The sequence below is a fragment of the Staphylococcus sp. CWZ226 genome (genome assembly GCF_018986355.1).
Taxonomy (GTDB): domain Bacteria; phylum Bacillota; class Bacilli; order Staphylococcales; family Staphylococcaceae; genus Staphylococcus; species Staphylococcus simulans.
In genome coordinates this window covers 1-22788 of record NZ_JAHMSB010000014.1, presented here as the reverse complement: position 1 = coordinate 22788, position 22788 = coordinate 1, and the positions used below count along the sequence as shown (strand labels likewise).

Annotated in this window: 24 protein-coding genes; 3 read left to right on the top strand and 21 right to left on the bottom strand. The window is 33.5% G+C overall.

The window, feature by feature from the left end:
• Positions 1-9 precede the first annotated feature (9 nt).
• From KRR19_RS10680 to KRR19_RS10585, 20 genes are all read right to left on the bottom strand, one after another.
• Positions 10-1134, bottom strand: coding sequence for a M20/M25/M40 family metallo-hydrolase (locus tag KRR19_RS10680; protein ID WP_216733623.1), 1125 nt, complete (start codon positions 1132-1134; stop codon positions 10-12).
• 334 nt (positions 1135-1468) lie between these two features.
• Positions 1469-2446 carry an aromatic acid exporter family protein gene (locus tag KRR19_RS10675; protein ID WP_057510485.1) on the bottom strand — a complete coding sequence of 326 codons (978 nt, stop codon included), beginning with the start codon at positions 2444-2446 and terminating at the stop codon, positions 1469-1471.
• A gap of 12 nt (positions 2447-2458) precedes the next feature.
• Positions 2459-2896 (bottom strand): bacilliredoxin BrxB, encoded by a 438-nt coding sequence (gene brxB, locus KRR19_RS10670; RefSeq protein ID WP_002481008.1) that lies wholly within the window; start codon positions 2894-2896, stop codon positions 2459-2461.
• Between the two features lie 96 nt (positions 2897-2992).
• Positions 2993-4297: a dihydrolipoamide acetyltransferase family protein gene (locus tag KRR19_RS10665; RefSeq protein ID WP_216733622.1), complete on the bottom strand. Its 1305-nt coding sequence runs from the start codon at positions 4295-4297 to the stop codon at positions 2993-2995.
• 19 nt (positions 4298-4316) lie between these two features.
• Positions 4317-5300 carry an alpha-ketoacid dehydrogenase subunit beta gene (locus tag KRR19_RS10660; RefSeq protein WP_216733621.1) on the bottom strand — a complete coding sequence of 328 codons (984 nt, stop codon included), beginning with the start codon at positions 5298-5300 and terminating at the stop codon, positions 4317-4319.
• A complete protein-coding gene (locus KRR19_RS10655; protein ID WP_002481011.1) occupies positions 5300-6292 on the bottom strand; it encodes a thiamine pyrophosphate-dependent dehydrogenase E1 component subunit alpha in 993 nt (330 codons plus the stop codon). The genes KRR19_RS10660 and KRR19_RS10655 overlap by 1 nt, the downstream gene beginning before the upstream one ends.
• A 19-nt stretch (positions 6293-6311) precedes the next feature.
• Positions 6312-7736 (bottom strand): dihydrolipoyl dehydrogenase, encoded by a 1425-nt coding sequence (gene lpdA / locus KRR19_RS10650; RefSeq protein WP_216733620.1) that lies wholly within the window; start codon positions 7734-7736, stop codon positions 6312-6314.
• A gap of 10 nt (positions 7737-7746) precedes the next feature.
• Positions 7747-8805, bottom strand: coding sequence for a butyrate kinase (gene buk, locus KRR19_RS10645; RefSeq protein WP_057510481.1), 1059 nt, complete (start codon positions 8803-8805; stop codon positions 7747-7749).
• A gap of 1040 nt (positions 8806-9845) precedes the next feature.
• Positions 9846-10736: a phosphate acyltransferase gene (locus KRR19_RS10640; protein WP_002481015.1), complete on the bottom strand. Its 891-nt coding sequence runs from the start codon at positions 10734-10736 to the stop codon at positions 9846-9848.
• Between the two features lie 27 nt (positions 10737-10763).
• Entirely contained in the window at positions 10764-12440 is a 1677-nt protein-coding gene (gene recN, locus KRR19_RS10635; protein WP_156666978.1) for a DNA repair protein RecN, read from the bottom strand.
• A 14-nt stretch (positions 12441-12454) separates the two neighbouring features.
• On the bottom strand, positions 12455-12907 hold the full coding sequence (gene ahrC, locus KRR19_RS10630) for a transcriptional regulator AhrC/ArgR (RefSeq protein WP_002481017.1): 453 nt from the start codon (positions 12905-12907) through the stop codon (positions 12455-12457).
• A gap of 178 nt (positions 12908-13085) precedes the next feature.
• Positions 13086-13961, bottom strand: a complete 876-nt coding sequence (locus tag KRR19_RS10625; protein ID WP_105978087.1) for a polyprenyl synthetase family protein — start codon at positions 13959-13961, stop codon at positions 13086-13088.
• Positions 13954-14187, bottom strand: coding sequence for an exodeoxyribonuclease VII small subunit (locus KRR19_RS10620; protein ID WP_002481019.1), 234 nt, complete (start codon positions 14185-14187; stop codon positions 13954-13956). The genes KRR19_RS10625 and KRR19_RS10620 overlap by 8 nt, the downstream gene beginning before the upstream one ends.
• Positions 14180-15520: an exodeoxyribonuclease VII large subunit gene (xseA, locus tag KRR19_RS10615; protein WP_207021186.1), complete on the bottom strand. Its 1341-nt coding sequence runs from the start codon at positions 15518-15520 to the stop codon at positions 14180-14182. Before xseA ends, KRR19_RS10620 begins: the two co-directional genes overlap by 8 nt.
• 15 nt (positions 15521-15535) lie before the next feature.
• Positions 15536-15925 carry a transcription antitermination factor NusB gene (gene nusB, locus KRR19_RS10610; RefSeq protein ID WP_002481021.1) on the bottom strand — a complete coding sequence of 130 codons (390 nt, stop codon included), beginning with the start codon at positions 15923-15925 and terminating at the stop codon, positions 15536-15538.
• Positions 15926-15945: 20 nt separating this feature from the next.
• Positions 15946-16317 carry an Asp23/Gls24 family envelope stress response protein gene (locus tag KRR19_RS10605; RefSeq protein WP_023015159.1) on the bottom strand — a complete coding sequence of 124 codons (372 nt, stop codon included), beginning with the start codon at positions 16315-16317 and terminating at the stop codon, positions 15946-15948.
• Positions 16318-16332: 15 nt separating this feature from the next.
• Positions 16333-17685 carry an acetyl-CoA carboxylase biotin carboxylase subunit gene (gene accC / locus KRR19_RS10600; protein WP_002481023.1) on the bottom strand — a complete coding sequence of 451 codons (1353 nt, stop codon included), beginning with the start codon at positions 17683-17685 and terminating at the stop codon, positions 16333-16335.
• Positions 17686-17687: 2 nt separating this feature from the next.
• On the bottom strand, positions 17688-18161 hold the full coding sequence (gene accB, locus KRR19_RS10595) for an acetyl-CoA carboxylase biotin carboxyl carrier protein (RefSeq protein ID WP_002481024.1): 474 nt from the start codon (positions 18159-18161) through the stop codon (positions 17688-17690).
• Between the two features lie 212 nt (positions 18162-18373).
• Positions 18374-18931: an elongation factor P gene (gene efp / locus KRR19_RS10590; RefSeq protein WP_002481025.1), complete on the bottom strand. Its 558-nt coding sequence runs from the start codon at positions 18929-18931 to the stop codon at positions 18374-18376.
• 27 nt (positions 18932-18958) lie between these two features.
• Entirely contained in the window at positions 18959-20017 is a 1059-nt protein-coding gene (locus KRR19_RS10585) for a M24 family metallopeptidase (protein WP_057510476.1), read from the bottom strand.
• 244 nt (positions 20018-20261) lie between these two features.
• On the opposite strand from KRR19_RS10585, the gene KRR19_RS10580 reads away from it, so the two are divergent.
• The gene (locus KRR19_RS10580) at positions 20262-20849 is read left to right on the top strand and encodes a hypothetical protein (RefSeq protein WP_105978016.1); all 588 of its coding nucleotides are present in this window, start codon (positions 20262-20264) and stop codon (positions 20847-20849) included.
• 26 nt (positions 20850-20875) lie between these two features.
• Positions 20876-21088 (top strand): SA1362 family protein, encoded by a 213-nt coding sequence (locus KRR19_RS12270; RefSeq protein WP_057510475.1) that lies wholly within the window; start codon positions 20876-20878, stop codon positions 21086-21088.
• Positions 21089-21137: 49 nt separating this feature from the next.
• Here the strand turns inward: KRR19_RS12270 and KRR19_RS10575 are convergent, their stop codons facing one another.
• Positions 21138-21968: a lipoate--protein ligase family protein gene (locus KRR19_RS10575; protein ID WP_002481029.1), complete on the bottom strand. Its 831-nt coding sequence runs from the start codon at positions 21966-21968 to the stop codon at positions 21138-21140.
• A 224-nt stretch (positions 21969-22192) separates the two neighbouring features.
• Here KRR19_RS10575 and KRR19_RS10570 point away from each other — a divergent pair, with 224 nt between their 5' ends.
• Positions 22193-22579 carry a rhodanese-like domain-containing protein gene (locus KRR19_RS10570; RefSeq protein WP_002481030.1) on the top strand — a complete coding sequence of 129 codons (387 nt, stop codon included), beginning with the start codon at positions 22193-22195 and terminating at the stop codon, positions 22577-22579.
• Positions 22580-22788 lie beyond the last annotated feature (209 nt).

Sequence of the window (22788 nt, the reverse complement as noted above, 5' to 3'; positions counted from 1 at the left end):
AGCTTAAAATCAATCGCTAGTTAATTCTACAATTTTAAGTAGTTGTTCAGCTAATAAATTTAAAGATTGAATTTCCATTCTTTCTTCAGTTGTATGGATATTTTGATATCCGATACCAATAATCACAGTTGGAATACCTAATGCGTTGATAATATTTCCATCAGAGCCGCCTCCGGCAACCACTGTATTTCCACTTAATCCTAAACTTTGTGCACTTTTTACTGCATATTGTGTCACTTTAGCATCTTCAGCTACTTTAAAACCTTGATAACTTTTACTTGTAAATACATCAGCACTGCAACCATAAGCTTCGGCAGTTTCCTCAAATACTTGTTTCATATGGTTGATTTGGGCTTCGATTTTGTTATTGTCATGTGATCTGGCTTCTGCATGTAATGTGACTTCGTCAGCGACTATATTCGTTGCTGAACCGCCAGTAAAACTACCGATATTGGCAGTTGTTTCATCATCGATTTTACCTAACTTCATTTTACTGACTGCTTTCGCCGCAATATTAATAGCACTTACACCTTTATCCGGTGTGCTGGCATGTGCTTTTTTACCATGAATTACTGCACTAAGTTTCATCTGTGTAGGTGCGCCCAATACAGTTGTTCCAATTGGTGCACTGGCATCTACTGCGTATCCAAATTGTGCATCTAATAATTCAGGATTAAGCGCCTTAGCACCTAGTAAACCAGACTCTTCACCTACTGTGATAACAAATTGAATTTGGCCATGTGGGATTTGATTTTCTTTTAATACTTGAATTAATTCAAGTAAAGCAGCAATCCCTGCTTTGTCATCTGCGCCTAGTACAGTTGTACCATCTGAATAGATATATCCATCATCTTTGATGATAGGTTTAATGCCAATACCAGGTGCAACTGTATCCATATGACTTGTAAAATAAAATTTTTGGGTTTTATTGTGATTTTCTGTTGCCGCAAGTGTACAGATTAAGTTGTTTGCACCTAAGTCGGGCTGTTTACCTGCATTATCTTCTTTTACTGTTAAACCTAAACTTTCAAATTTTTCTTTGAGAATTGGTTGAATGATTTCTTCATGACCTGTTTCTGAGTCGATTTGTACCAATTCTAAAAATGTTTCTAGTAAACGTTGTTCGTTAATCATGTTCTAACCCCTTCCTATACTATGTTTAGTGTATACGATTTATCTGCTTTGTAAAACATATATGTTCTAAAAAATAGGTTAAAATCATGATATAATAATTTGTAAGCGTCAAGTTGAAAACATAACCATATTGATTTAAAATAAAGTACTATATTTATAATTAAGAAGAAAGTTTATCTGGAGGAGAATAACGTGTTTAAAGGCAAAGTCTCAAAAGTTGTTATCATCGTTATGTTGGTAGCAGTAATCGTTGCACTGATATTATCAAGTTTAGCACCATTGATGCAGTAATAAAAAATGAGGATGATCTGTAAAAAAGATCACCCTCGTTTTTTTATATTTCATCGTATAATTTTAACGATCCAAAATGAGATTTAATTTGTAAATAACGTTCTAGTTCACTAACAATTTGTATTTCGTTTGCACGATTGATTAAGGCTTCTTTCGACTGAGGCAGAGATTGATCATAAAGATCAATATGTAAATCATAAAGTGAATACAGACGCATCGCAGTATAATCATTACTATTAACGTTCTTAGCTATTTCAGCAAACAAATTACCTAAACGGTGCATCATTTTATCTTCTGATTTTATATTCTTCAGTAGGTGTTCAATACGCTCTATTATTTCCAATTGTTCTTCTCTCATATCAAAATAATGATAATAAGAGTTTTCGTTACGAACAAAGTGATTTTTTACGTCTCTGAACGCATAAGATTTCGCTTTTTGGATTTCGAGTTCAATGTTTTTGAGTGGCACATCTACTGGATAATCTAAATCAAAACATGATTTACTGAATGCATTGAAAGTCTCAGTAAACTGTTTCTCTATTTTATGTTTATATTCTTTTAATTGTTTATCTAGACTTGGCATAATTAAGTTCATAATAAAAGCGATACCTAAGCCAACGATTAACAGTAAAACTTCATTGATAAATAAATGTAAATCAATAACTTTAGCATTAAAAACATGTAGCAATATAACGCAACTTGTAATAATACCTTCTTGTACCCCTAATACTACTGTTAAAGGTATAAAGAATAAGACGATTAAACCTAATACAATTGCATTTTGACCAAGCAAACTAAAAACGATAGATCCTAATATCAATATAAGAATACAGGATACAAAACGAGAAACAATTGCTTGTAGGGAATGTACTTTTGTATGTTTAATACATAAAACAACTAAAATGGCACTTGAAGAAAAATTATCTAAACCAATTAATTTGGCAATAATTATTCCAAGTGCCATTCCTACAGCAGTCTTTATCGTTCTAAATCCTATTTTATAGGGATTAAAACGCATCATCTGCTTTACCTCTTATCGTTCTTCACAATATTTTTCGAATAAATTTTGAAGCTGTGTAATAACATCCATAATGTCATGGCCTTCTATTTGATGACGTTCAATCATTTCAGCAATTTTACCATCTTTAACTAACGCAAATGATGGACTTGAAGGAGCATAACCTTCAAAATAATCTCTCGCTTGTTGTGTCGCTTCTTTATCTTGTCCTGCAAAGACTGAAACTAAGCGATCAGGTAGTTTATCATAATGTAATGAATGTTCAGCAGCTGGACGTGCAATACCTCCAGCACAACCGCAAACTGAGTTAACCATAACAAGTGTAGTACCGTCTTGTTTTAATACAGCATCTACTTCTTCAGGCGTTGTAAGTTGTTCATAACCTGCTTTTTCTATCTCGTTACGTGCTTGTTCTACAACATCGTTCATATATAAATCGAAATTTAAATCCATATCGAAATCACCTTTCAGTTCTTAATAACGTTCTATTTTATTCTACTAATTAATTTAGTAATCTTCAACAGGATTAACTTTAACATTAAGAACAGTTTAATAAATATGCGTATGTTCGATTGTAAATTGTTCTACTCTATTTTTGATTGTGTTCATGAAACGACCAGCTTGTAAGCCATCTAAAATACGATGATCAATCGAAATACATAAGTTCACCATATTACGAATTGCAATCATATCATCAATCACAACTGTTTTTTTTATAATGGATTCTACTTGTAAAATCGCAGCTTGTGGGTGGTTAATAATGCCCATCGAAGAGACAGAACCGAATGTTCCAGTATTATTTACAGTAAAAGTTCCACCCTGTAAATCAGCTTGTGTTAATTTATTTTGACGTGCTTTTTGAGCTAATTCATTAACTTCGCGTGCAATTCCCTTAATTGATTTTTCATCTGCATTGTGGATGACTGGTGTATATAATTTATCCTCTACAGCTACTGCAATTGAGATATTGATATCCTTATGAACTTTAATTTCAGAGCCTTGCCAACTACTGTTTAACATTGGAAACTCTTTTAATGCTTCTGCAACTGCTTTAACAAAGAATGCGAAGAATGTTAAATTATAACCTTCTTTTGCCTTAAATTGCTTTTTATGATGATTTCTAGTTTTCACTAAGTTTGTTGCATCAGCTTCTACCATCATCCATGCATGAGGAATTTCTGAAACACTTTGAACCATATGTTTAGCAATCGCTTTACGCACACCATTCACAGGAACAGAATCAGCTGGAACAGTTGATTGTTCTGTAGATGCAGAAGGTTGGATATTTTCTTTTTCAGCAGGTTTATTTTGAATTGGTGTTGACCCAGCTTGAGTTGAGACAGCTTCTGGGTGAGCAATTACATATTCAATATCTTTTTTTGTCACACGACCTTCAAAGCCTGTCCCTTTAACTTGTGATAAATCAATTTGATGTTCAGAAGCTAGTTTAAATACAACAGGTGAATATCTACCATTATTTAGTGGTTTATCAGAGGTAGCGCTCTTAAAATTTTGTTTAGATTCAGATTGGGATTCTGTTGATGTATTTTCATTTTCGGATTTTTCTGTAGTTGCTGTTGATTCTAGTTTTGAATCAGATTCTGAACTCTCATCTGATGAACCTTCAGCTTCAATTTCACAAATTGGTGTCCCGACACTAATAGTTTCCCCAGCTTCAACTAGGATTTTGGTAATTGTACCAGCTTCAGTAGACGGTACTTCCGCTGTTACTTTATCTGTAATAACCTCACAAATAGGCTCGTATTCTTCAATAGTATCGCCGACTTCTACTAACCATTGTTCAATTGTACCTTCATGTACACTTTCTCCGAGTTTCGGCATTTTGATTTCCATTTGATAAGCCTCCTATAATTTAGAAACGCGCAAGTTCTAACATTTTTGCTTTGATTTTATCTGGATTCATCATGAATTCATCCTCTAATGGTGGCGAGAATGGCATAGATGGCACGTCTGGACCAGCAAGACGCATGATTGGAGCATCTAAATCAAACAAGCAATTTTCAGCGATGATTGCTGATACTTCTGACATAATGCTGCCTTCCAAATTATCTTCAGTTACAAGTAAAATCTTACCTGTACGTTTTGCACGTTCAATAATCGTTTCTTTGTCTAATGGATAAACTGTACGTAAGTCGACAACTTCTACATCTATACCTTCTTCTGCTAAAACATCTGCAGCTTGTAAGCTGTAATTAACACATAAACCATTAGTAAAGACTGTAATATCATTGCCTTCACGTTTTACATCCGCTTTACCTAGTGGGACTGTATAATATTCTTCAGGTACTTCCTCTTTAAGTAACCGATACGCTTTTTTATGTTCGAAATAAAGTACAGGATCATTCGATTCAACTGAAGCTAATAGCAGACCTTTCGCATCATATGGTGTAGATGGAATAACGATTGTTAATCCAGGTGTAGATGCAAAAACACTTTCTATACTTTGAGAATGATATAAAGCGCCATGTATACCTCCACCAAAAGGTGCACGAATAGTGATTGGTGAACTCCAATCATTATTTGAACGGTAACGTATTTTTGCAGCTTCACTCATAATTTGGTTAGTCGCTGGTAAAATATATTCAGCAAATTGAATTTCAGCAATTGGGCGCTTACCTAACATAGATGCTCCGATAGCTGTACCAACGATATTTGATTCGGCTAATGGTGTATCGATGACACGTTCAATTCCGAATTTTTCTTGTAAGCCTTGAGTAACACCAAATACGCCACCTTTTTTACCGACGTCTTCTCCTAATACAAATACATCAGGGTCTTTTTCCATAGCCTGATAAATTGCTTGTTTGATAGCTGCTAAATAAGTGAGTTTAGCCATTATTCAAGCCCTCCTTCTTCGTAAACAAATGTATATGTTTCACTTGGATCTGGATAAGGAGAAGCTTCTGCTTCTTTTGTTGCTTTGTTGACGATTGATTTATTTTCTTTTTCAATTTCGTCGAACCAAGCTTGATCCGCAATGCCTAAATCCATCAGATGTGCTTTAAATTTAATATTGCAATCTTGAGATTTTAAGCCTTCTCTAATTTCAGGACTACGATATTGGTCATCATCATCAGAAGAATGTGCAGTCATTCTAGTACACATTGCTTCTAATAAAGTAGAACCCTCGCCACTTAATGCTCTTTCGCGTGCTTCATGCATAGCTTTATACATTGCAATTGGGTCATTTCCATCTACTCTTTCTCCGTGGATACCATATCCAAGCGCACGATCAGAAAGTTTTTCAGCAGCATATTGTAAGTGTGATGGGACTGAGATTGCATATTCATTGTTTTCAATCACACAAATAAATGGTAATTTTTGAACCCCAGCAAAGTTTAGTCCCTCATGGAAATCGCCTTGGTTAGATGTTCCTTCACCTAGTGTTGCCATAGCAATATTAGGTTTGCGATCCATTTTTAATGCTAAAGCTGCACCTACACCTTGTAATACTTGCGTGCCTACTGGTGAACTTTGTGATAAAATATCGACAGATTTTTTACTGTAATGTGAAGGCATTTGTTTACCTCCAGAGTTGATATCTCCTTTTTTACCAAAAGCTGACATCATTGTTTCAGCAGGTGTAATACCGAGATATGTGATTAATGCTAAATCACGATAATAAGGTGCTGAAACATCTCCTTTTTCCATCGCAAACGCCATACCGATTTGTGCTGCTTCTTGACCTTGGCAACTAATTACGAAAGGAATTTTGCCTGCACGGTTTAAGAGCCACATTCTTTCATCTAATTTGCGGCCAAGATCCATCCATTTATACATTTCTTTTAAATCATTTTCGGTCAGACCGGCAGATTTATAATCCATCATTTTCTATTTCCTCCTCATATTACGCATGAACAGAGCGTTTTGCTGCTTTAAGTCCAGCTTCCATTAGAACTTCTGAAAGTGAAGGATGTGCATGTGTTGTTAGTCCTAATTCAAGCGTAGATCCATTCATAAATTGTAGTAAAGCAACTTCGTTGATTAGTTCTGTTACATGTGGACCTATCATACTTAATCCTAATACAGAATCTGTTTCTTGGTCTACTACTACTTCACAAAAACCATCTTGTTGATTAGCATCTTCAATCACAGCTTTACCAATAGCTTTAAAAGGAACTTTAAAACTACGTGCTTTTTTATAATCTGCGGCTTTAGCTTGTTCTACATCCATGCCGATTGATGCGATTTCAGGATAAGTATAAACACATTTTGGAATTGCATTATAATCAACTGGAATTACTGAGTCTTCAAACATTGCTTCTACTGCAGTTGTCCCTTCTTTAGAACCAGCGTGTGCAAGTTGTAATTTACCGATGCAGTCTCCAGCTGCATAAATATGTTGTTCTTGGGTTTGTTGTTTGTTATTAACTTCAATAAAACCTTTTTCGTCTAAATTAATTTTTGTATTGTTTAAGCCGATATCCTCTGTATTTGGTTTGCGACCTACTGCTAATAAAATTTTATCTACTTGCAGTGTTTCATTTTCTAGTTTGATTTCAGCTGAATCATCACTAATTTGAATTTGGTCTTCAGATAATTGAACATTTTCACGAATCTGCACACCTCTATCATTCAGGTGTTTTTTTAATGTTTGTGTAACTGATTTATTTTCACTAGGTAAAATGCGTTCACCTGCTTCTATAACTGTTACATCAACACCAAAATCATTTAATAATGAAGCAAATTCCATACCAATAACACCGCCGCCAATAATAGCAATGGACTGAGGAAGCTCTGTCATTTTTAAAATGTCATTGCTTGAAAGTACAACTTGGTGATCAAATGATAAGAAAGGTAATTCCGCTGGTCTAGAACCTGTCGCGATCAGCACATAATCATTCGGAATAAGTTCAGATGTACCATCTTCGTATTCAACAGATATTGTACCTGGTTGAGGTGAAAAAATTGATGAACCCAGGATACGTCCAGTGCCGTTGTAGATATCGATATGGTTGTGCTGCATTAAGTGCTTAACGCCAGTATACATTTGTTTAACAATATCATTTTTTCGTTCATATACTTTATTATAATTCAAATTAAATTGTTCTGTTTCAATACCATATGCCGCAGCATGTTTAACTGTATGTAATACTTCAGCTGACTTTAACAAGGCTTTAGTCGGAATACATCCTTTATGCAGACATGTACCGCCGAGTAATTGATTTTCAACAATCGCGACTTTTTTGCCCAATTGAGATGCGCGGATGCCTGCGACATAACCTGCAGTGCCACCACCTAGAATAACTAAATCATATTGTTCTTCTGCCATGATTGATCTCCTAACTATATATTTTTACTTCTTCGCGTAAATTAACTGCTTCATAAACTTGATTTGCAAGAGCTTCCATCTCTAACTCGCCTGGATATACACTAACAGGAGCAATCCATTCTACATATTCTTGAATTTTATCCGTGATGAGTTGACTGTGTGCAATTCCGCCTGTTAAAAGAATTTGATCGATATCGCCTTTAAAAATAACAGCCCTTTCGCCAATTGTCTTCGCAATTTGATAAATCATTGCATCTAAAATTAAATGAGTTGTTTTATTTACGCTATATTCATTCACTAACTGTTTCATGTTATTAGTAGAACATAAATTAACGAGTCCTGCTTTCTTGCTAATAAAGTGTTGAAGTGCTTCAGGTGAATACCCACGCTCAACTCCAAATTGATAAAGCATATCATTCGGAATTGTGCCAGCACGTTCCGGACTCATTGGACCTTCGCCGTATAAGCCTTCATTCACATCCACAACTTTACCTTGTAAATGCGCACCTACTGTAATACCTCCACCCATATGAACCACAATAACATTGACTTTGTTATAAGGCTTTTGAATGGACTTTGCATATTGACGTGCAACTGCCTTTTGATTTAAAGCATGAAAAACACTTCTACGCTTAATATCCTTTATACCTGTTATCCTTGCGATATCAATTAATTCATCAACAACTACAGGATCAACAATAAATACAGGTATATTTAGTATTTCTCCTAATTTATACCCTATAATCCCACTTAAATTGGAAGCATGTACACCATATTTGAAAGATCTTAAGTCTTCATACATTTTAGAATTCACTGTATATGTACCGCCAGCTATGGGTTTAAGTAGACCGCCTCTACAAGCTATCGCATCGATACTTTGCATCCCTGGAGTCTTTTCTTTTATAAATGATTTTATGGAATCAATTCGATATGATTCTTGATCAAGTAAAGGCTTTTGTGAGATGTTCAAATCATGATGAATCGTTTCCATTGAAACACAATTTTCATCTTGATAAAAGCCTATTTTTGAAGAGGTACTACCTAAATTTATGACTAAAATATTGGTCATATATTTCACCTGCTTTATATTGCATTCATGATGCAGTATTCATGTTTTCTCAAAACTACCCTTTATATTTTACCTTAATCTAGTATTCAATTAAAAGTAATCCCCTATAAAAGTAATGACTTGTTACCCTCAAATAGTTATTTTGCAGTTTAAATCTCTAAAAACAAAATAAAAATACGACTTTCACTGACAAATGAAAATCGTACTTTTAATTCATTAGCCTTAAACGTTATAGAAACCTGAATATCACATAATAGATTTGTATGTCATGATTTAATTTTGATACAAAAGATTAGTTATGACGAAAACCTAATATGAGTCTGAAAATGATGGATAACATAACTATGGCTATTCCAACAATTGAGAAATTGAATAGATTAGTAGGTTTCATTATAGAAGAAAACACCCAAGTTCCTAACGGCATAAATAGTATTGCAACTGAAAATATAATCCCAAAAACTCTTCCTAAATATATGTCTTCAATATTTCTTTGAGTATATGAAAAAATTTGTATGTTAAACATTGTTAAAAATAAATTGAAAATTAATGGTATGAGTAGAATCACAAAATAGTTATGTAGTAATAAGTATACAATTGGGCAAACACTTAATGAGGTTCCTGAAATTCCTAATAAAGTCATCAATTTCTGAATTGGTAGATCTTTTTTGATATTCTTATTATTTATGCGCCAATTATTTCACCAATAGCTTCAGCAGTTAAAAATGAACCATATAAACCTATTGCTATATCAGGAAATATTTGATTACTAAATGGCAGTAGTAAGTTATAAGCTGCAAGAAAAAGTTTACAAGTACAGAAAGTACAACTATCAAAAAAATCTCTTCATGGTGCAATAAATATTTAAAACCTGAAATTAAATCGTTAAAAGGATTTATTTGAAATATCTTTGCTTTTAAGAAAAATCGTACTATATTCTGAGGAATTGATACTATTATTCATGAAAATAGGAACAGAAATGAATTTACTCATCCTGTTCCTATTTAGTAAAAAGTTAGATTTCAATGGAATTTTTCATATGTCTATTTTAATGTATGCAGTGCCAAAATAGCTGAATTAACTTTGTTTTGTATAGAATCTGCTCGAGACGTTAAAACAATCGGGAATTTCGATCCTAAAATTAAATTAGCCGTTTGGGCATTTGCAAAATAAGTTAATGATTTATAGAGTGTGTTGCCGACATCAAGATGTGGAACAATCAACGCGTCAACATCACCAGCGATTTCAGATTCAATACCCTTTTCAATTGCACTTTCTTTATCAATCGCGTTATCAAAGGCGAATGGTCCTTCAACCTTTAAAAAATTATGTTGTTTAAAGTGTGCGGCAATTTCTGCAGCATCTACTGATGAAGGAATTTTGGTTGTGGGATGCTCTAATGATGATAATAATCCCACATTTAAACTTTTATAACCAATATTCTTCGCAAAGCTTTCAATATTTTCAATCATATGAATACGATCATCTATGCTAGGCTTTACATTTAAAGCAACATCACTAATGATTAACATTTTGTGATATGAAGGAATATCGAAACATGATACATGATTTAAGAAACGTCGTTCATCCATAAATGACTTATGTTTTAGTACAAAAGATAAGATTTCTGATGATGGTAAGTTACCCTTCATTAAAACATGAGTTTGTTCTGAGTTTAAATCATCTGCACACTTCTTAAAGACATCCTCACGCTCGTGAAATGTTCGTAAGTGTATACGACTTAATAAGTCCCCTTCTATATTAAAAGAACGTATTAATTCAGTTGGATCTTTAGTACCGTAGAGCGTAACATGGCATTTTGTTTGTTTAAGCAATTGTACAATCGCAGCTATTGTTTTCTCGTCATTCGCAAATAAAACACCAATGTTACCTTGTAACTCTTTAGTATTAGAGATCAATGTTTCGAATTCCATAGTTAATCTCCCCTCATTTCAAATAGATTACAGCGCATGATTTTGCTCTATCATTTCTTTAGCATTTTCTCTTGTCAATTTCGTCACATTAGCACCAGAAATCATTCGTGCAACTTCATCTATACGATTTTCTCCAATTAATTCTTCAACATGTGTTGTTGTTCTATCATCTTGTGATGCTTTGCTGATTAGTAAGTGATGATCACTCATAGATGCTACTTGTGGTAAGTGTGAGATACATATAACTTGAATATATTCAGAAATTGCACGCATTTTTTCAGCCATTTTTTGAGCTGCAATACCAGAAACACCAGAATCAACTTCATCAAATAGTATAGCAGTTTGACCTCTAGATTTAACAAAAATACTTTTTAAAGCTAACATGATACGAGATAATTCTCCGCCCGAAGCAATTTTAGCCAAGCTTTTAAGTGGTTCCCCTTTGTTAGGGCTGATTAATATTTCTATTTTTTCTATACCCTCTGCATTCGGTTCATCTAAAGGTTTGAATGAGATTTCGAGATTGGCATCTTTCATTTGTAAATTTTGAATTTCTTCTACAATATGATCTCTTAGTTCACGCGCCACTTTTCTTCTTTCTTTTGAAAGCATTTGACCTTCTTTATTTAATTGTTTTTGTAACTGAATAATCTCTTCTTTTAAGTTTGCTGTACTTTGCTCATAATTTTCTATTTTGTTAATCTCATCATCTAGTTTAGCTTGATACTGAATTAAACTAGAAATATCTTTACCGTATTTTCTTTTAAGATTATTTAGTAAATTCATACGAGATTCTAGTTCATTTAAATACTGTTCATCAAATTCTGTATTTGATAATTCATCATACAACTCATGCTTAGCATCCTCTAACGTATAGTAAAATTGGTCGACTTGCTCTTTAAGTTCGGTGAACTTTTTAGGAATAATTTCATCAATGTTCGCAAGTTGCAGACTCAATTCATATAAACGATCCGGGATAGCTTGTTCATCTGTTAAAGTTGCATGTGCAGCATTTAAAGCCAAACTTAAATTTTCAGAATTCTGAATGCGTTTAATATCAGCTTCAAGTTGTTCAACTTCGCCTTCTTGTAAATTGGCTTCAGATAGTTCATCAGCTTGGAACTTCATTAGATCTAACCTTTGTAATAAAGCTTGATCAGCAGATTCCAACTCATCGAGTTCACGTGTTTTATCTTTAAAAGTTTGATACGTATTTTGATATTGTTTTAAAATATCATCATATTTGCCATCTGAATATGAATCAATCAGTTGAAGATGGTACTTTTGTTTTAACAGTGATTGTGTCTCGTGTTGACCATGGATATCAAGTAATTCTTGCATAATTAAACGTAAATCATGCAATGTTACTGTTTGGTTATTTACTTTGCACAAACTTTTACCTGAACTGAAGATCTCCCTTTTAACGATTAAGAAATCTTCATCAGCATCAACTTCTAATTCGTTCAAGGTTCTAATCACTTCGGGATTATTATCAATATCAAAGATACCTTCTATGGTTGCTTTTTTTTCGCCATGACGAACAAAATCTGAAGATGCACGCATGCCTATAAGTTGTCCAATAGCATCGATGATTATAGATTTCCCTGAACCTGTTTCACCGCTTAATACGGTTAATCCGTTTCCAAAGTTAATTTCTAATTCATCAATGATAGCAAACTGTTTAATTGTTAGTGTTTGTAACATGGCTTATCGCTTCCTTATAACAAATTAAAAATACGTGTTTTGATAGCATTTGCAGCATCCTCATCGTGACAAATGAGTAAGCAAGTATCATCACCACAAATAGTGCCGAGTACTTCATCCCAATCGATTTGGTCTAAGATAGCACCGATTGATTGAGCATTACCTGGAAGTGTTTTTAATACTAATAAATTACCTGTACCCTCAATATTTACAAAGGAATCCATTAAATAACGTCCAAGTTTCTCTAACGGATGGTATTTTCTATCATTTGGCAAACTATAAATATATTGACCTGTCGGTGCAGGTACTTTGATTAACTGTAATTCTTTAATATCTCGTGAAACCGTTGCTTGTGTCACATTCAGATCAAATGAATTTAAACGTTTTACTAATTCATCTTGAGTTTCAACCTGCTCAGTGGATATGATTTCTCTAATTTTTATGTGTCTTACTGATTTTTTAGCCACTTTTCTTACACCTCAAATTACGAATATTTATACATTCATAGTATCACATGTTCAAACAAAATGCTTTTATTTTCTTCTTATATCGCTTATTAATATCCAATAATAGTGCATATTTATAAAAGTTCATAAATAGAAATAAGCTAAGTCTAAATTGAATATTAGGACTCAGCTTATAATTTTAGTGATCACGTTTATAGAACAACTGTGTCAGACTTTCAAGCTCAGTTGTATCATATTGTTTATCAGATAATTGTTTCAAACATTGGTTCGCTTGCTCAACGTGATATTGAAGTCGTTGTTCTGTTTTTTCTAGACCAAGTAAAGTCACATAAGTGCTTTTATGATTTTTCTCATCGCTGCCAACAGGCTTACCTAATTTTTCAGCATCTCCATAGACATCGAGTAAATCATCTTTAATTTGGAAAATTAAACCTAAATGTTCACTATACGTATCAAGAATCTCGGATACTTCAGTATCAACTTTTGCGATTGTTGCTGCGGCATTGATTGCGAAAGACAGTAAAGCACCGGTTTTTTCACGATGGATTTGTTGTAAAGTCTCTAAAGATATTTTTTTATTTTCACTTTCCATATCTAATGTTTGTCCGCCAATCATACCTAAATGACCACTCGCATCAGAAAGTTGGGATGTTAAAGCTACTTTAGTTTCAGCATCAATTGCATTATCTGTGCTTATTAAGTTAAAAGCTTTTGTTAATAACGCATCCCCAGCTAATAATGCTTTCCACTCACCGTATACTTTATGATTTGTTAATTTGCCTCTACGATAATCGTCATCATCCATAGCAGGCAAATCATCATGTATGAGCGAGTATGTGTGCACCATTTCTAACGCTAATGCGGTACGAACACCCTTAGTGTAAGTATGGTTTTTAGACAGCATTTTTAAAGTTTCTAATAATAGGACTGGTCGTATACGTTTTCCTCCAGCTTCAAGAGAATAACGCATACTTTCTTCTAAATTAGTGCCAAGAGCTGAATCAGGAATTGTTTCTAGTAATTGTTGGTTGATTAGTTCAATCATTTTATTCATTTTCATTCTCAGCTGATGTCTCAGCTTGTTCTCCATCATTAGATTTCATGAGTTCATTTACTTTCTTTTCAGCATTTTTCAATGTTTCATCACAAGATGCTGAAAGCTTCATCCCTCTTTGATATAAGTCTAATGCTTCTTCCAAAGAAACTGTTTCATTATCTAATTTTTTTACGATGTTTTCTAACTCTTCCATCATATTTTCGAAACTTTGCTCATTACTCATCTTTATTGCACCTAACTTTCTTAACTATTGCATCAACTTCGCCATCTTTCATGGTTAAACTGATGTGGTCATTAGTTTTTAATGATTGCGTACTTGTAATAACTTGTTCATCTTTATTGACAATCGTGTAACCGCGCAACATTGTATTGGTTGGACTTAAATTATTTAAATTTTCTAATCGCTGTGCCAACATCGTTTTAGCATTACTCAAAATATTATTTATTGATTTGTTTAATACCTTATCAAGTTGAGATTTGTTTAAAATAGCTTGTTGCGTATGTTGTTTTAAATCTCTAACGTTTATGCGACTGTTTAGCAAATCAATACGTTGTCGTAAATAAGTCAAATGATTAGTCATCGCAAGACTTAGTTGTTTTTCTAATTCATCTCGTCGTTGGATTTGTTGATCATACAACAACGATGGCTGTTTAAATTTATAATAAGAAGCTACATGTTCTAAATGTTTTTTCTTATTATTAATTAATTGGACGATGTGTCTGGATAGACTTAACTCTATTTGTTTGATGTATTGTGTCAGCTCAACTTGATCAGGTGTTGCAATGACAGCAGCTTGAGTTGGTGTAGCAGCCCTTACATCAGCTACAAAATCGCTTAATGTGAAATCTGTTTCGTGACCTACTGCTGAGATAACAGGAGTTTGTGTATTAAAGATTGCTCGTACTACATCTTCTTCATTGAAATTCCATAAATCCTCAATAGATCCTCCGCCACGTCCTAAAATGATGACATCTGCACCAAGAGTATCAGCATATTGTAATTTTTCTACAATATCATTTTTAGCTTGTTCGCCTTGAACTAATGTACTAATTTGAATTTGTTCTACTAATGGAAATCGACTGTTTATTGTAGAGTGAATATCTCGTATTGCTGCACCTGTACTCGCGGTAAGCACTGCAATTTTTTTAGGGAACTTAGGAATCGGCTTTTTGTGGCTCATATCAAATAAACCTTGCTTAGTTAAGGCCTTTTTAAGTTCTTCTAGACGTTGATATAAGTTGCCAATTCCATCTAAATGCATTTTATTTACATAAATTTGATAATTCCCACGTCTTTCGTAAACACTCACGCGTGCTTCTATTAAAACTTCATCACCTTCTTTGGGTGTGAAATCTAGTTTATTAGCTTGTGCTTTAAACATCATAGCGTTTACGACGCTATTATTATCTTTTAAATTAAAATATAAGTGACCGCTACTATGACGTTTAAAGTTAGATAATTCACCTTTTAATAAAACCGATTGCAGATGCGGATCTTGGTCGAATTTATATTTGATATATTTAGTTAAGGCTGTAACGCTTAAATAATCGGACATACTTATCACTCTATCCTATTGATTTAAATTACTTAATACACCGTTGATAAAACGATAATGGTCTTCGTCACTAAATTGCTTAGCAAGTTCAACAGCTTCGTTAATAACCACTTTTGGTGGTGTATCACTATGCTCTAGTTCAAAAGCTGCAATTCTTAAAATGATACGGTCTGATTTCAATAAACGAGAGATTTTCCAATCTTTTAAATTCTCTTGGATTTTTTGATCGAGTACAGGTTCATGATCTTTTACGCCTGATACTAACCAATGAATAAAATCGAATTCTAAATCTGGGTAATCATCTTTAATAAAATTAATGGCTTCATCTATAGATAAATCTGTATTCTTCATTTCAAGTTGAAACAGTGCTTGAAATGCTTGGCTTCTTGATTCTTTACGACTCATTGAGCGTGCTCCTTTGTTACTTATTTCTTGTTATTTTCAACTTCAATATGCGTAATATGAACGTTGACTTGTTTAGGAACTATAGTTGTCATATTGCTGAGGGAATTGAAAATTGTTTGTTGAATTTTCAATGCTGTTTGAGAGATGTTGATACCATACTTAAACTCACAGAATACATCTATATAAATTCCATCTTCTTTTGTTTCAAGTTTAATACCTTTAGTTAAATTTTTACGATTCAACTTTTCAGGTGAAGCATTTTTGATTTCAGCAAAGTGTCCAGTTAATCCATCTATTTCAGATGTTGCAATACTTGCAATTGAGATTAGTACTTCTGGAGAAATTTCTACTCTGCCTAAATGTGCATGTGTATCTTCGGATACTTTAACCATGTGAATGCCTCCTTCTTAATCTTCTTTCATAATATCATTTTGCTCTAAGAATTTAGTGCTATATTGTCCACTATTGAAAATTTCGTTTTCTAATAAACGAATATGGAATGGTATTGTTGTGTCTATGCCTAATACTAAGAACTCGCTTAAAGCACGTAGACCTGCCATAATTGTTTCTTCACGTGTAGGTTCATGCACAATTAATTTAGCAACCATAGAATCGTAATAAGGTGGAATAGTATAGTTTGTGTAACAAGCTGATTCTATTCTTACTCCGTAACCGCCTGGTGCTAAATATTGTGTGATTTTACCTGGTGATGGCATAAAGTTTTTATAAGGGTTTTCAGCGTTAATACGAAATTCCATTGCATGACCATTGATTTTAATATCATCTTGAGTGAAAGGCAATGGCTCACCCATAGCAACTAATAATTGTAATTTGACTAAATCAATCCCGGTTACCATTTCTGTAACAGGGTGTTCAACTTGAATCCTAGTATTCATCTCCATGAAGTAATATTCATCAGTATCTAAGTCATAAATATATTCAATTGTACCTGCATTTTCATAGTTTACTGCTTTAGCAGCTCTGATAGATGCTTGACCCATTTCATGTCTTTTTTCAGGAGTTAATATAGGTGACGGTGCTTCTTCGACAAGTTTTTGCATTCTTCGTTGAATTGTACAGTCACGTTCTCCTAACTGAATCACATTACCAAACTGGTCACCAATAATTTGGAATTCGATATGACGGAAATTCTCAATGAATTTTTCAAGATAAAGTCCGCCATTACCAAAGGCAGTTTCTGCTTCTTGTTGTGTCATTTTGTAGCCATTTTCTAATTCTTTTTCATCTCTAGCTACACGAATACCTTTACCACCACCGCCTGCAGTAGCTTTAATGATAACGGGATAACCGATTTCTTCCGCTGTTTTTTTAGCGTCTTCGATTGAATCTACTAGTCCGTCACTACCTGGAACAACTGGTACGTTTGCGTTAATCATTTCATCTTTGGCTACGTCTTTGATCCCCATCTTTTGAATAGATTCGTAACTTGGACCAACAAACTTAAGTTGACACGCTTCGCATAATTCTGCAAAATCCCCATTTTCTGCTAAGAATCCATACCCAGGATGAACTGCATCGCATCCAGTAGAAGTAGCAATAGATAAGATATTTGGAATGTTTAAATATGAATCTTTAGATTGTGTAGGACCCACACAGTACGCTTCATCAGCAATTTGAGTATGTAGTGCTTCTTTATCCCCTTCAGAATAAATTGCAACTGTGTGTAACCCTAAGTCTTTACACGCTCTGATGATTCTAACGGCAATTTCACCGCGATTGGCAATTAAAACTTTTTTCATAATTATTTCACCTTAAATAACGGTTGGCCATACTCTACCATTTGTCCGTCTTCAACTAAGATTTCAGTAATTTCCCCAGAAACTTCTGCTTGAATCTCATTAAATAACTTCATAGCTTCTAAAATACATACTGTTGAATCGTTTGATACAGTATCCCCAACTTTTACATAAGCTTCTTCTTCTGGTGACGGTGATTTATAGAATGTTCCTACCATTGGTGCGTTAATTGTTTTCCCCTGATCAGCTTCTGAATTTGCAGCAGAAGAAGCTTCGCTGACAGCTGAATCATTTTGAACAGGTGCTGGCGCAGCTGCTTGTGCAGGGAAAGCCTGTTGAGAAATTTGTGGTGTAATGATTTCTCTTTCCTTTTCTTTCTTTAAATTAATGATACTTCCCTTGTTATCTTCTATATTAATTTCAGTAAGATTTGAATTATCTAGTATTTCAATTAATTCCTTGATTTCTTTAAAATTCATAGTACTGCTCCTTCAGATTGTTTTTACTCTTCTTGTATATTTTACTTGACTGAAATTATCAATTCAAGCATATCACTGTAACTTTAAACTTTCTCATCGTGTAATTTAACGATAATAAAATAAAAGAACCCCTTTCATTCATCGAATCCATCAGCATAAAATTGCTGATAATCATTAATGGATAGGATGTCAGAAAAGGGGTGATTTAAAATTTAGGCTCTTGAAACGTAACTGCCGTCGCCAGTGTTGATTACGAGAACGTCTCCTTCGTTAACGAATAGAGGCACGTTAAGCGTATATCCAGTCTCTACTGTAGCTGATTTAGTTGCACCAGTTGCAGTATCACCTTTAATACCAGGCTCAGTTTCTGTTACAGTAAGCTCAACAGTTTTTGGTAATTCAACACCAATCGTTTCGCCTTCATAAGTTTGGATTTGAACTTCCATGTTTGCTTTCAAGTATTTTAATGCTTCTTCTAAATAATCTCCAGGCAATTCAGTTTGTTCAAATGTTTGATTGTCCATAAATACATGAGTGTCACCATCTGCATATAAATATTGCATACGGTGGTTTTCAATCATTGCTTGTTCTACTTTTTCACCTGCGCGGAATGTTTTTTCTTGAATTGCGCCAGTTCTTAAGTTTCTTAATTTAGAGCGAACAAATGCTGAACCTTTACCTGGTTTTACATGTTGGAAATCAATAACTTTCCAAATACCATTATCAACAGATATTGTTAAACCTGTTTTAAAATCATTAACCGAAATCATTCAGTTTCCTCCTCATATACGCTTTCATTATAAAATAATAAGGTCTTTTGTGCATTTAGTAAAGACTTCATTACCATTTTCTGTGATTAAGATGTCATCTTCTATTCTGATGCCACCCAGTCCCTCTATATAGATACCCGGTTCTACCGTTACGCAATTATTTGGAACTAATACATAATCAGATTGTTTTGCAAGCATTGGTTGTTCATGAATTTCTAAACCAATACCATGACCTGTTGAATGTCCGAAATTATCTCCATAACCGTAACTTGCGATAATATCACGTGCGATAGCATCTGCCTCTTTACCTGTCATTCCTGCTTTAATTTGTGCGACTGCAGCTTTCTGTGCTTCTAATACAATATTATAAGCTTCTACTAGTTTAGGATCTGGTTGGCCAATTGCAAAAGTACGTGTGATATCAGATACATAACCATTATAATATGCACCAAAATCTAAAGTGATCAACTCGCCTTCTTCAATCACTTTATCGCTTGCTACACCGTGTGGTAAAGCACCTCGATATCCTGAAGCAACGATCGTGTCAAATGAAGGACCGCTTGCTCCTAATTTTAACATTTTACTTTCTAATTCAGCTTTTAATTCTTGTTCAGTCATTCCTGCTTTTGCGATACTTAAAATATGTTCATACGTTTTGTCTACAATATCTGCAGCTTTTTGAATCGTATCAATTTCTGATTGATCTTTAATAGCTCTGATATCTTCAATTACATTACCGACACTTTGATATTCAACGTCTGAATCATTTAATTGTTGGAATGTATCATAGCTTACGATGTGCCCTTCAAATCCTGCATATTTCACTTGGTTTTGTTCGAGAACATCTTTAACTTCGTCAATTAAACCTGCAGAACGATTCACAATTTCAAATTCAGAAGCTTGATTTGTAGCTTGATCGATATAACGGAAATCCGTGATCAAGATGCGACGCTCAGGTGTAATTACTAATGCACCGCTCGTACCAGTAAACCCTGATAAATAACGGCGGTTGTAATCAGATAATACAACTAACGCATCTAAATTTTTTTCTGAAATAATTTGATTTACTTTTTCAATTCTAGACATACATACTCCTCCTATGTCATTCTTAATCATGTAATTTTATGGAGCTGTGATAGTGACTATATCACTTTTATTATAACCAAAGTTTATCACAAAGCGCATAGAACTATAAGCTTTTATACCTTATATCAAAGAAGAATTCCCAAAAAGTATAAGAAAATTAAAGTGCAAACTGAAATATAAGAATCTGAGAACTAAATATGATAAAATATTGCTATAATATTTGCTTTTGAATTAGGAGAAGGTTATGAAAAAGAAATTTATTTCGATTATTGGAGCAACGATTTTACTAACGGGCTGCGGGAGTCAAAACTTAGGTCCACTTGAACAAAAAACTACTAAATTAAGAGATGATAATCATCAATTAAAATTAGAAAACCAAGAACTAGAGCAAAATATCAGTGATTTAAAAGATAAAGAAAAACAACTCGGCGCTGATAAAAAGAATACTAAAGAAGCAGCACAAAATAGCATGAAAACCAAAAATGCTAACGCGACATCAGATTACTATCAAAAAGTGACTGATACATTAAAGGATTATCACAAAATTGAAAGTGATGTCCAAAAGAATAAACGAAAAGAAGCTGTGGTCAGCAAACTCGATAAAATAGTCACTGATTTACAAAGTGCACATGATAAATACAAAATCGATCTTGAAAAAAGTAGTATGTCTGATAAAGATAAATCTGATAATAAAAACATTGAAGAACTTAATAATAAGTTGGTCAGTGCATTTAAAACTATCAGAGATGGTTACTCTACAAAAAGTGATAAGAAAATAAAACAAGGCCAACAAGAATTAGCACAAATTAAAGTTAGTAAATCTAATTCATAAAGCAAGAAGTATTGAAAGGTGAAAACATGCGTAAAGTATTATTTTATCTCATATTATTAATTGCGCTTATCGGGTTAATATTGAACTTAGATTCAATATTATTTTCCCTTGTAAGAACGATAATTAGCTTAGCTATTATCGCAGGTATTGCTTACTTACTGTATTTCTTCTTCTTTTTAACAAAAGATCAAAGGAAATATAAAATAGCAAAATGGAAATATAGAAACCGTCGTAAATAAAAATGAAATCCCCTGACCACCGTTTAAATAGAGGTTCAGGGGATTTTACTTATTTTCTATAAGTCCACTCTTCAGATTTGTATTTTTCTGCAAGTTCTTTTACTTCAGCTTGTTGTTCTTTAGTAAGTTCTAATGGTTTAAAGTTAATATTCAACCCTTTTTGGAATCCTTTTTCAAATGCTACTTCCATTTCTTCAATCGAAATTGTTTTATCCGAAATATCATTTATCGCAACAGCTTTATCTACAAAAGCTTGCTTCATTTTATCTTTTAAGCGGTCATTTTTAAAGATAAACATATCAAATAAGTCATCAATATCAATATCTTTTAAAATAGAACCATGTTGAAGAATAACGCCTTTTTGTCTAGTTTGTGCGCTACCTGCAATTTTTCTTCCTTCTACGACGAGTTCATACCAGCTTGGAGCATCAAAGCAAACAGAACTTCTTGGTTGTTTCAATTTTTCTCTTTCTTCTTTACTTTTAGGAACAGCAAAATAAGCGTCGAAGCCTAATAACTTAAATCCCTCTAATAAACCTTGTGAAATGACTCTGTATGCTTCTGTAACTGTTTTAGGCATATTAGGATGAGACTCAGGAACGATTACGCTATATGTTAGTTCTTTATCGTGTAACACGCCTCTTCCACCTGTTTGTCGTCTTACTAAGCCATAGCCTTTTTCTTTGACCTTTTCAATATCAATTTCTTTCTTTAATCTTTGGAAATAACCAATAGAAAGCGTTGCTGGATCCCATGTATAAAATCTGATGACAGGATCGATTTCACCTCTGGATACAAAGTTTAATAAAGCTTCATCCATAGCCATATTATAAAATGGGTCATGACTGCCCGAATTAATAAAATTCCATGTTTCTGTCAATTTTAAAATCTCCAATCACCTTGTATTTAACTATATGTATGTATATTACCATACATACAGCATATTTGATTAATATTCATGGCTGGATTTTCTTCAGTAAATATTAAATCTGATTTGCATTTTTGTACAAAATGAAATCTCGGTTCATTTCTGAGAAAAACTTTTTGATAAATGAGTGAAACAGTCTTATAATTGTAGTATCGGTAAATATAGGAGGAAGCAAGATGAATAGCTTTTGGATAATCATTTTAGCTGTTTTAGTTATTATTGCTGTATATATGTTAATCCAATTTTTCATCAATAAAAGAGCTGTAACAGAATTAGATCAAGAAGAATTCCATAAAGGTTTACGTAAAGCTCAAGTGATTGATGTAAGAGAAAAAGTTGACTATGATTATGGCCATATTATTGGTGCCAGAAACATTCCTATGACGCTTTTTAGTCAACGATTTAAAGGTCTAAGAAAGGATCAGCCTATTTATTTATGCGATGCCAATGGTGTAGCAAGTTATAGAGCAGCGCGTATTTTAAGAAAAAATGGATATAGAGATATCTACATGCTTAAAGGCGGTTACAAAAAATGGACCGGGAAAGTTAAATCAAAAAAATAGCATTATAATTAAAATGTAGCAGCGATGAATTGTCATTGCTGCTTTTTTCATGAAGAAAACCCTCGTTCATTAAAAACGAGGGTTCAGACCGTAGACAAACTACCGTTATAACTTGAAAAAGTGTAACGGTAGTTTATTTTTTTTATGAAATTTTCGAAAATATGTATAAAAATCTTTATAATAGAAGTCCTCACGGACTCTTATGTAAG

Coding starts and splice junctions, on each gene's coding strand:
- brxB (WP_002481008.1), bottom strand. CDS start 2,896: ATGGATTTAAATTTCGATTTATATATGAACGATGTTGTAGAACAAGCA.
- KRR19_RS10585 (WP_057510476.1), bottom strand. CDS start 20,017: ATGTCTAGAATTGAAAAAGTAAATCAAATTATTTCAGAAAAAAATTTA.
- xseA (WP_207021186.1), bottom strand. CDS start 15,520: ATGTCCGATTATTTAAGCGTTACAGCCTTAACTAAATATATCAAATAT.
- KRR19_RS10665 (WP_216733622.1), bottom strand. CDS start 4,297: ATGGAAATCAAAATGCCGAAACTCGGAGAAAGTGTACATGAAGGTACA.
- KRR19_RS10655 (WP_002481011.1), bottom strand. CDS start 6,292: ATGATGGATTATAAATCTGCCGGTCTGACCGAAAATGATTTAAAAGAA.
- KRR19_RS10640 (WP_002481015.1), bottom strand. CDS start 10,736: ATGGAATTCGAAACATTGATCTCTAATACTAAAGAGTTACAAGGTAAC.
- efp (WP_002481025.1), bottom strand. CDS start 18,931: ATGATTTCGGTTAATGATTTTAAAACAGGTTTAACAATATCTGTTGAT.
- accC (WP_002481023.1), bottom strand. CDS start 17,685: ATGAAAAAAGTTTTAATTGCCAATCGCGGTGAAATTGCCGTTAGAATC.
- KRR19_RS10660 (WP_216733621.1), bottom strand. CDS start 5,300: ATGGCTAAACTCACTTATTTAGCAGCTATCAAACAAGCAATTTATCAG.
- recN (WP_156666978.1), bottom strand. CDS start 12,440: ATGTTACAAACACTAACAATTAAACAGTTTGCTATCATTGATGAATTA.
- nusB (WP_002481021.1), bottom strand. CDS start 15,925: ATGAGTCGTAAAGAATCAAGAAGCCAAGCATTTCAAGCACTGTTTCAA.
- buk (WP_057510481.1), bottom strand. CDS start 8,805: ATGACCAATATTTTAGTCATAAATTTAGGTAGTACCTCTTCAAAAATA.
- lpdA (WP_216733620.1), bottom strand. CDS start 7,736: ATGGCAGAAGAACAATATGATTTAGTTATTCTAGGTGGTGGCACTGCA.
- KRR19_RS10570 (WP_002481030.1), top strand. CDS start 22,193: ATGAATAGCTTTTGGATAATCATTTTAGCTGTTTTAGTTATTATTGCT.
- KRR19_RS10580 (WP_105978016.1), top strand. CDS start 20,262: ATGAAAAAGAAATTTATTTCGATTATTGGAGCAACGATTTTACTAACG.
- KRR19_RS10675 (WP_057510485.1), bottom strand. CDS start 2,446: ATGATGCGTTTTAATCCCTATAAAATAGGATTTAGAACGATAAAGACT.
- KRR19_RS10625 (WP_105978087.1), bottom strand. CDS start 13,961: ATGAATAAAATGATTGAACTAATCAACCAACAATTACTAGAAACAATT.
- KRR19_RS12270 (WP_057510475.1), top strand. CDS start 20,876: ATGCGTAAAGTATTATTTTATCTCATATTATTAATTGCGCTTATCGGG.
- KRR19_RS10605 (WP_023015159.1), bottom strand. CDS start 16,317: ATGGTTAAAGTATCCGAAGATACACATGCACATTTAGGCAGAGTAGAA.
- KRR19_RS10620 (WP_002481019.1), bottom strand. CDS start 14,187: ATGAGTAATGAGCAAAGTTTCGAAAATATGATGGAAGAGTTAGAAAAC.
- accB (WP_002481024.1), bottom strand. CDS start 18,161: ATGAATTTTAAAGAAATCAAGGAATTAATTGAAATACTAGATAATTCA.
- KRR19_RS10680 (WP_216733623.1), bottom strand. CDS start 1,134: ATGATTAACGAACAACGTTTACTAGAAACATTTTTAGAATTGGTACAA.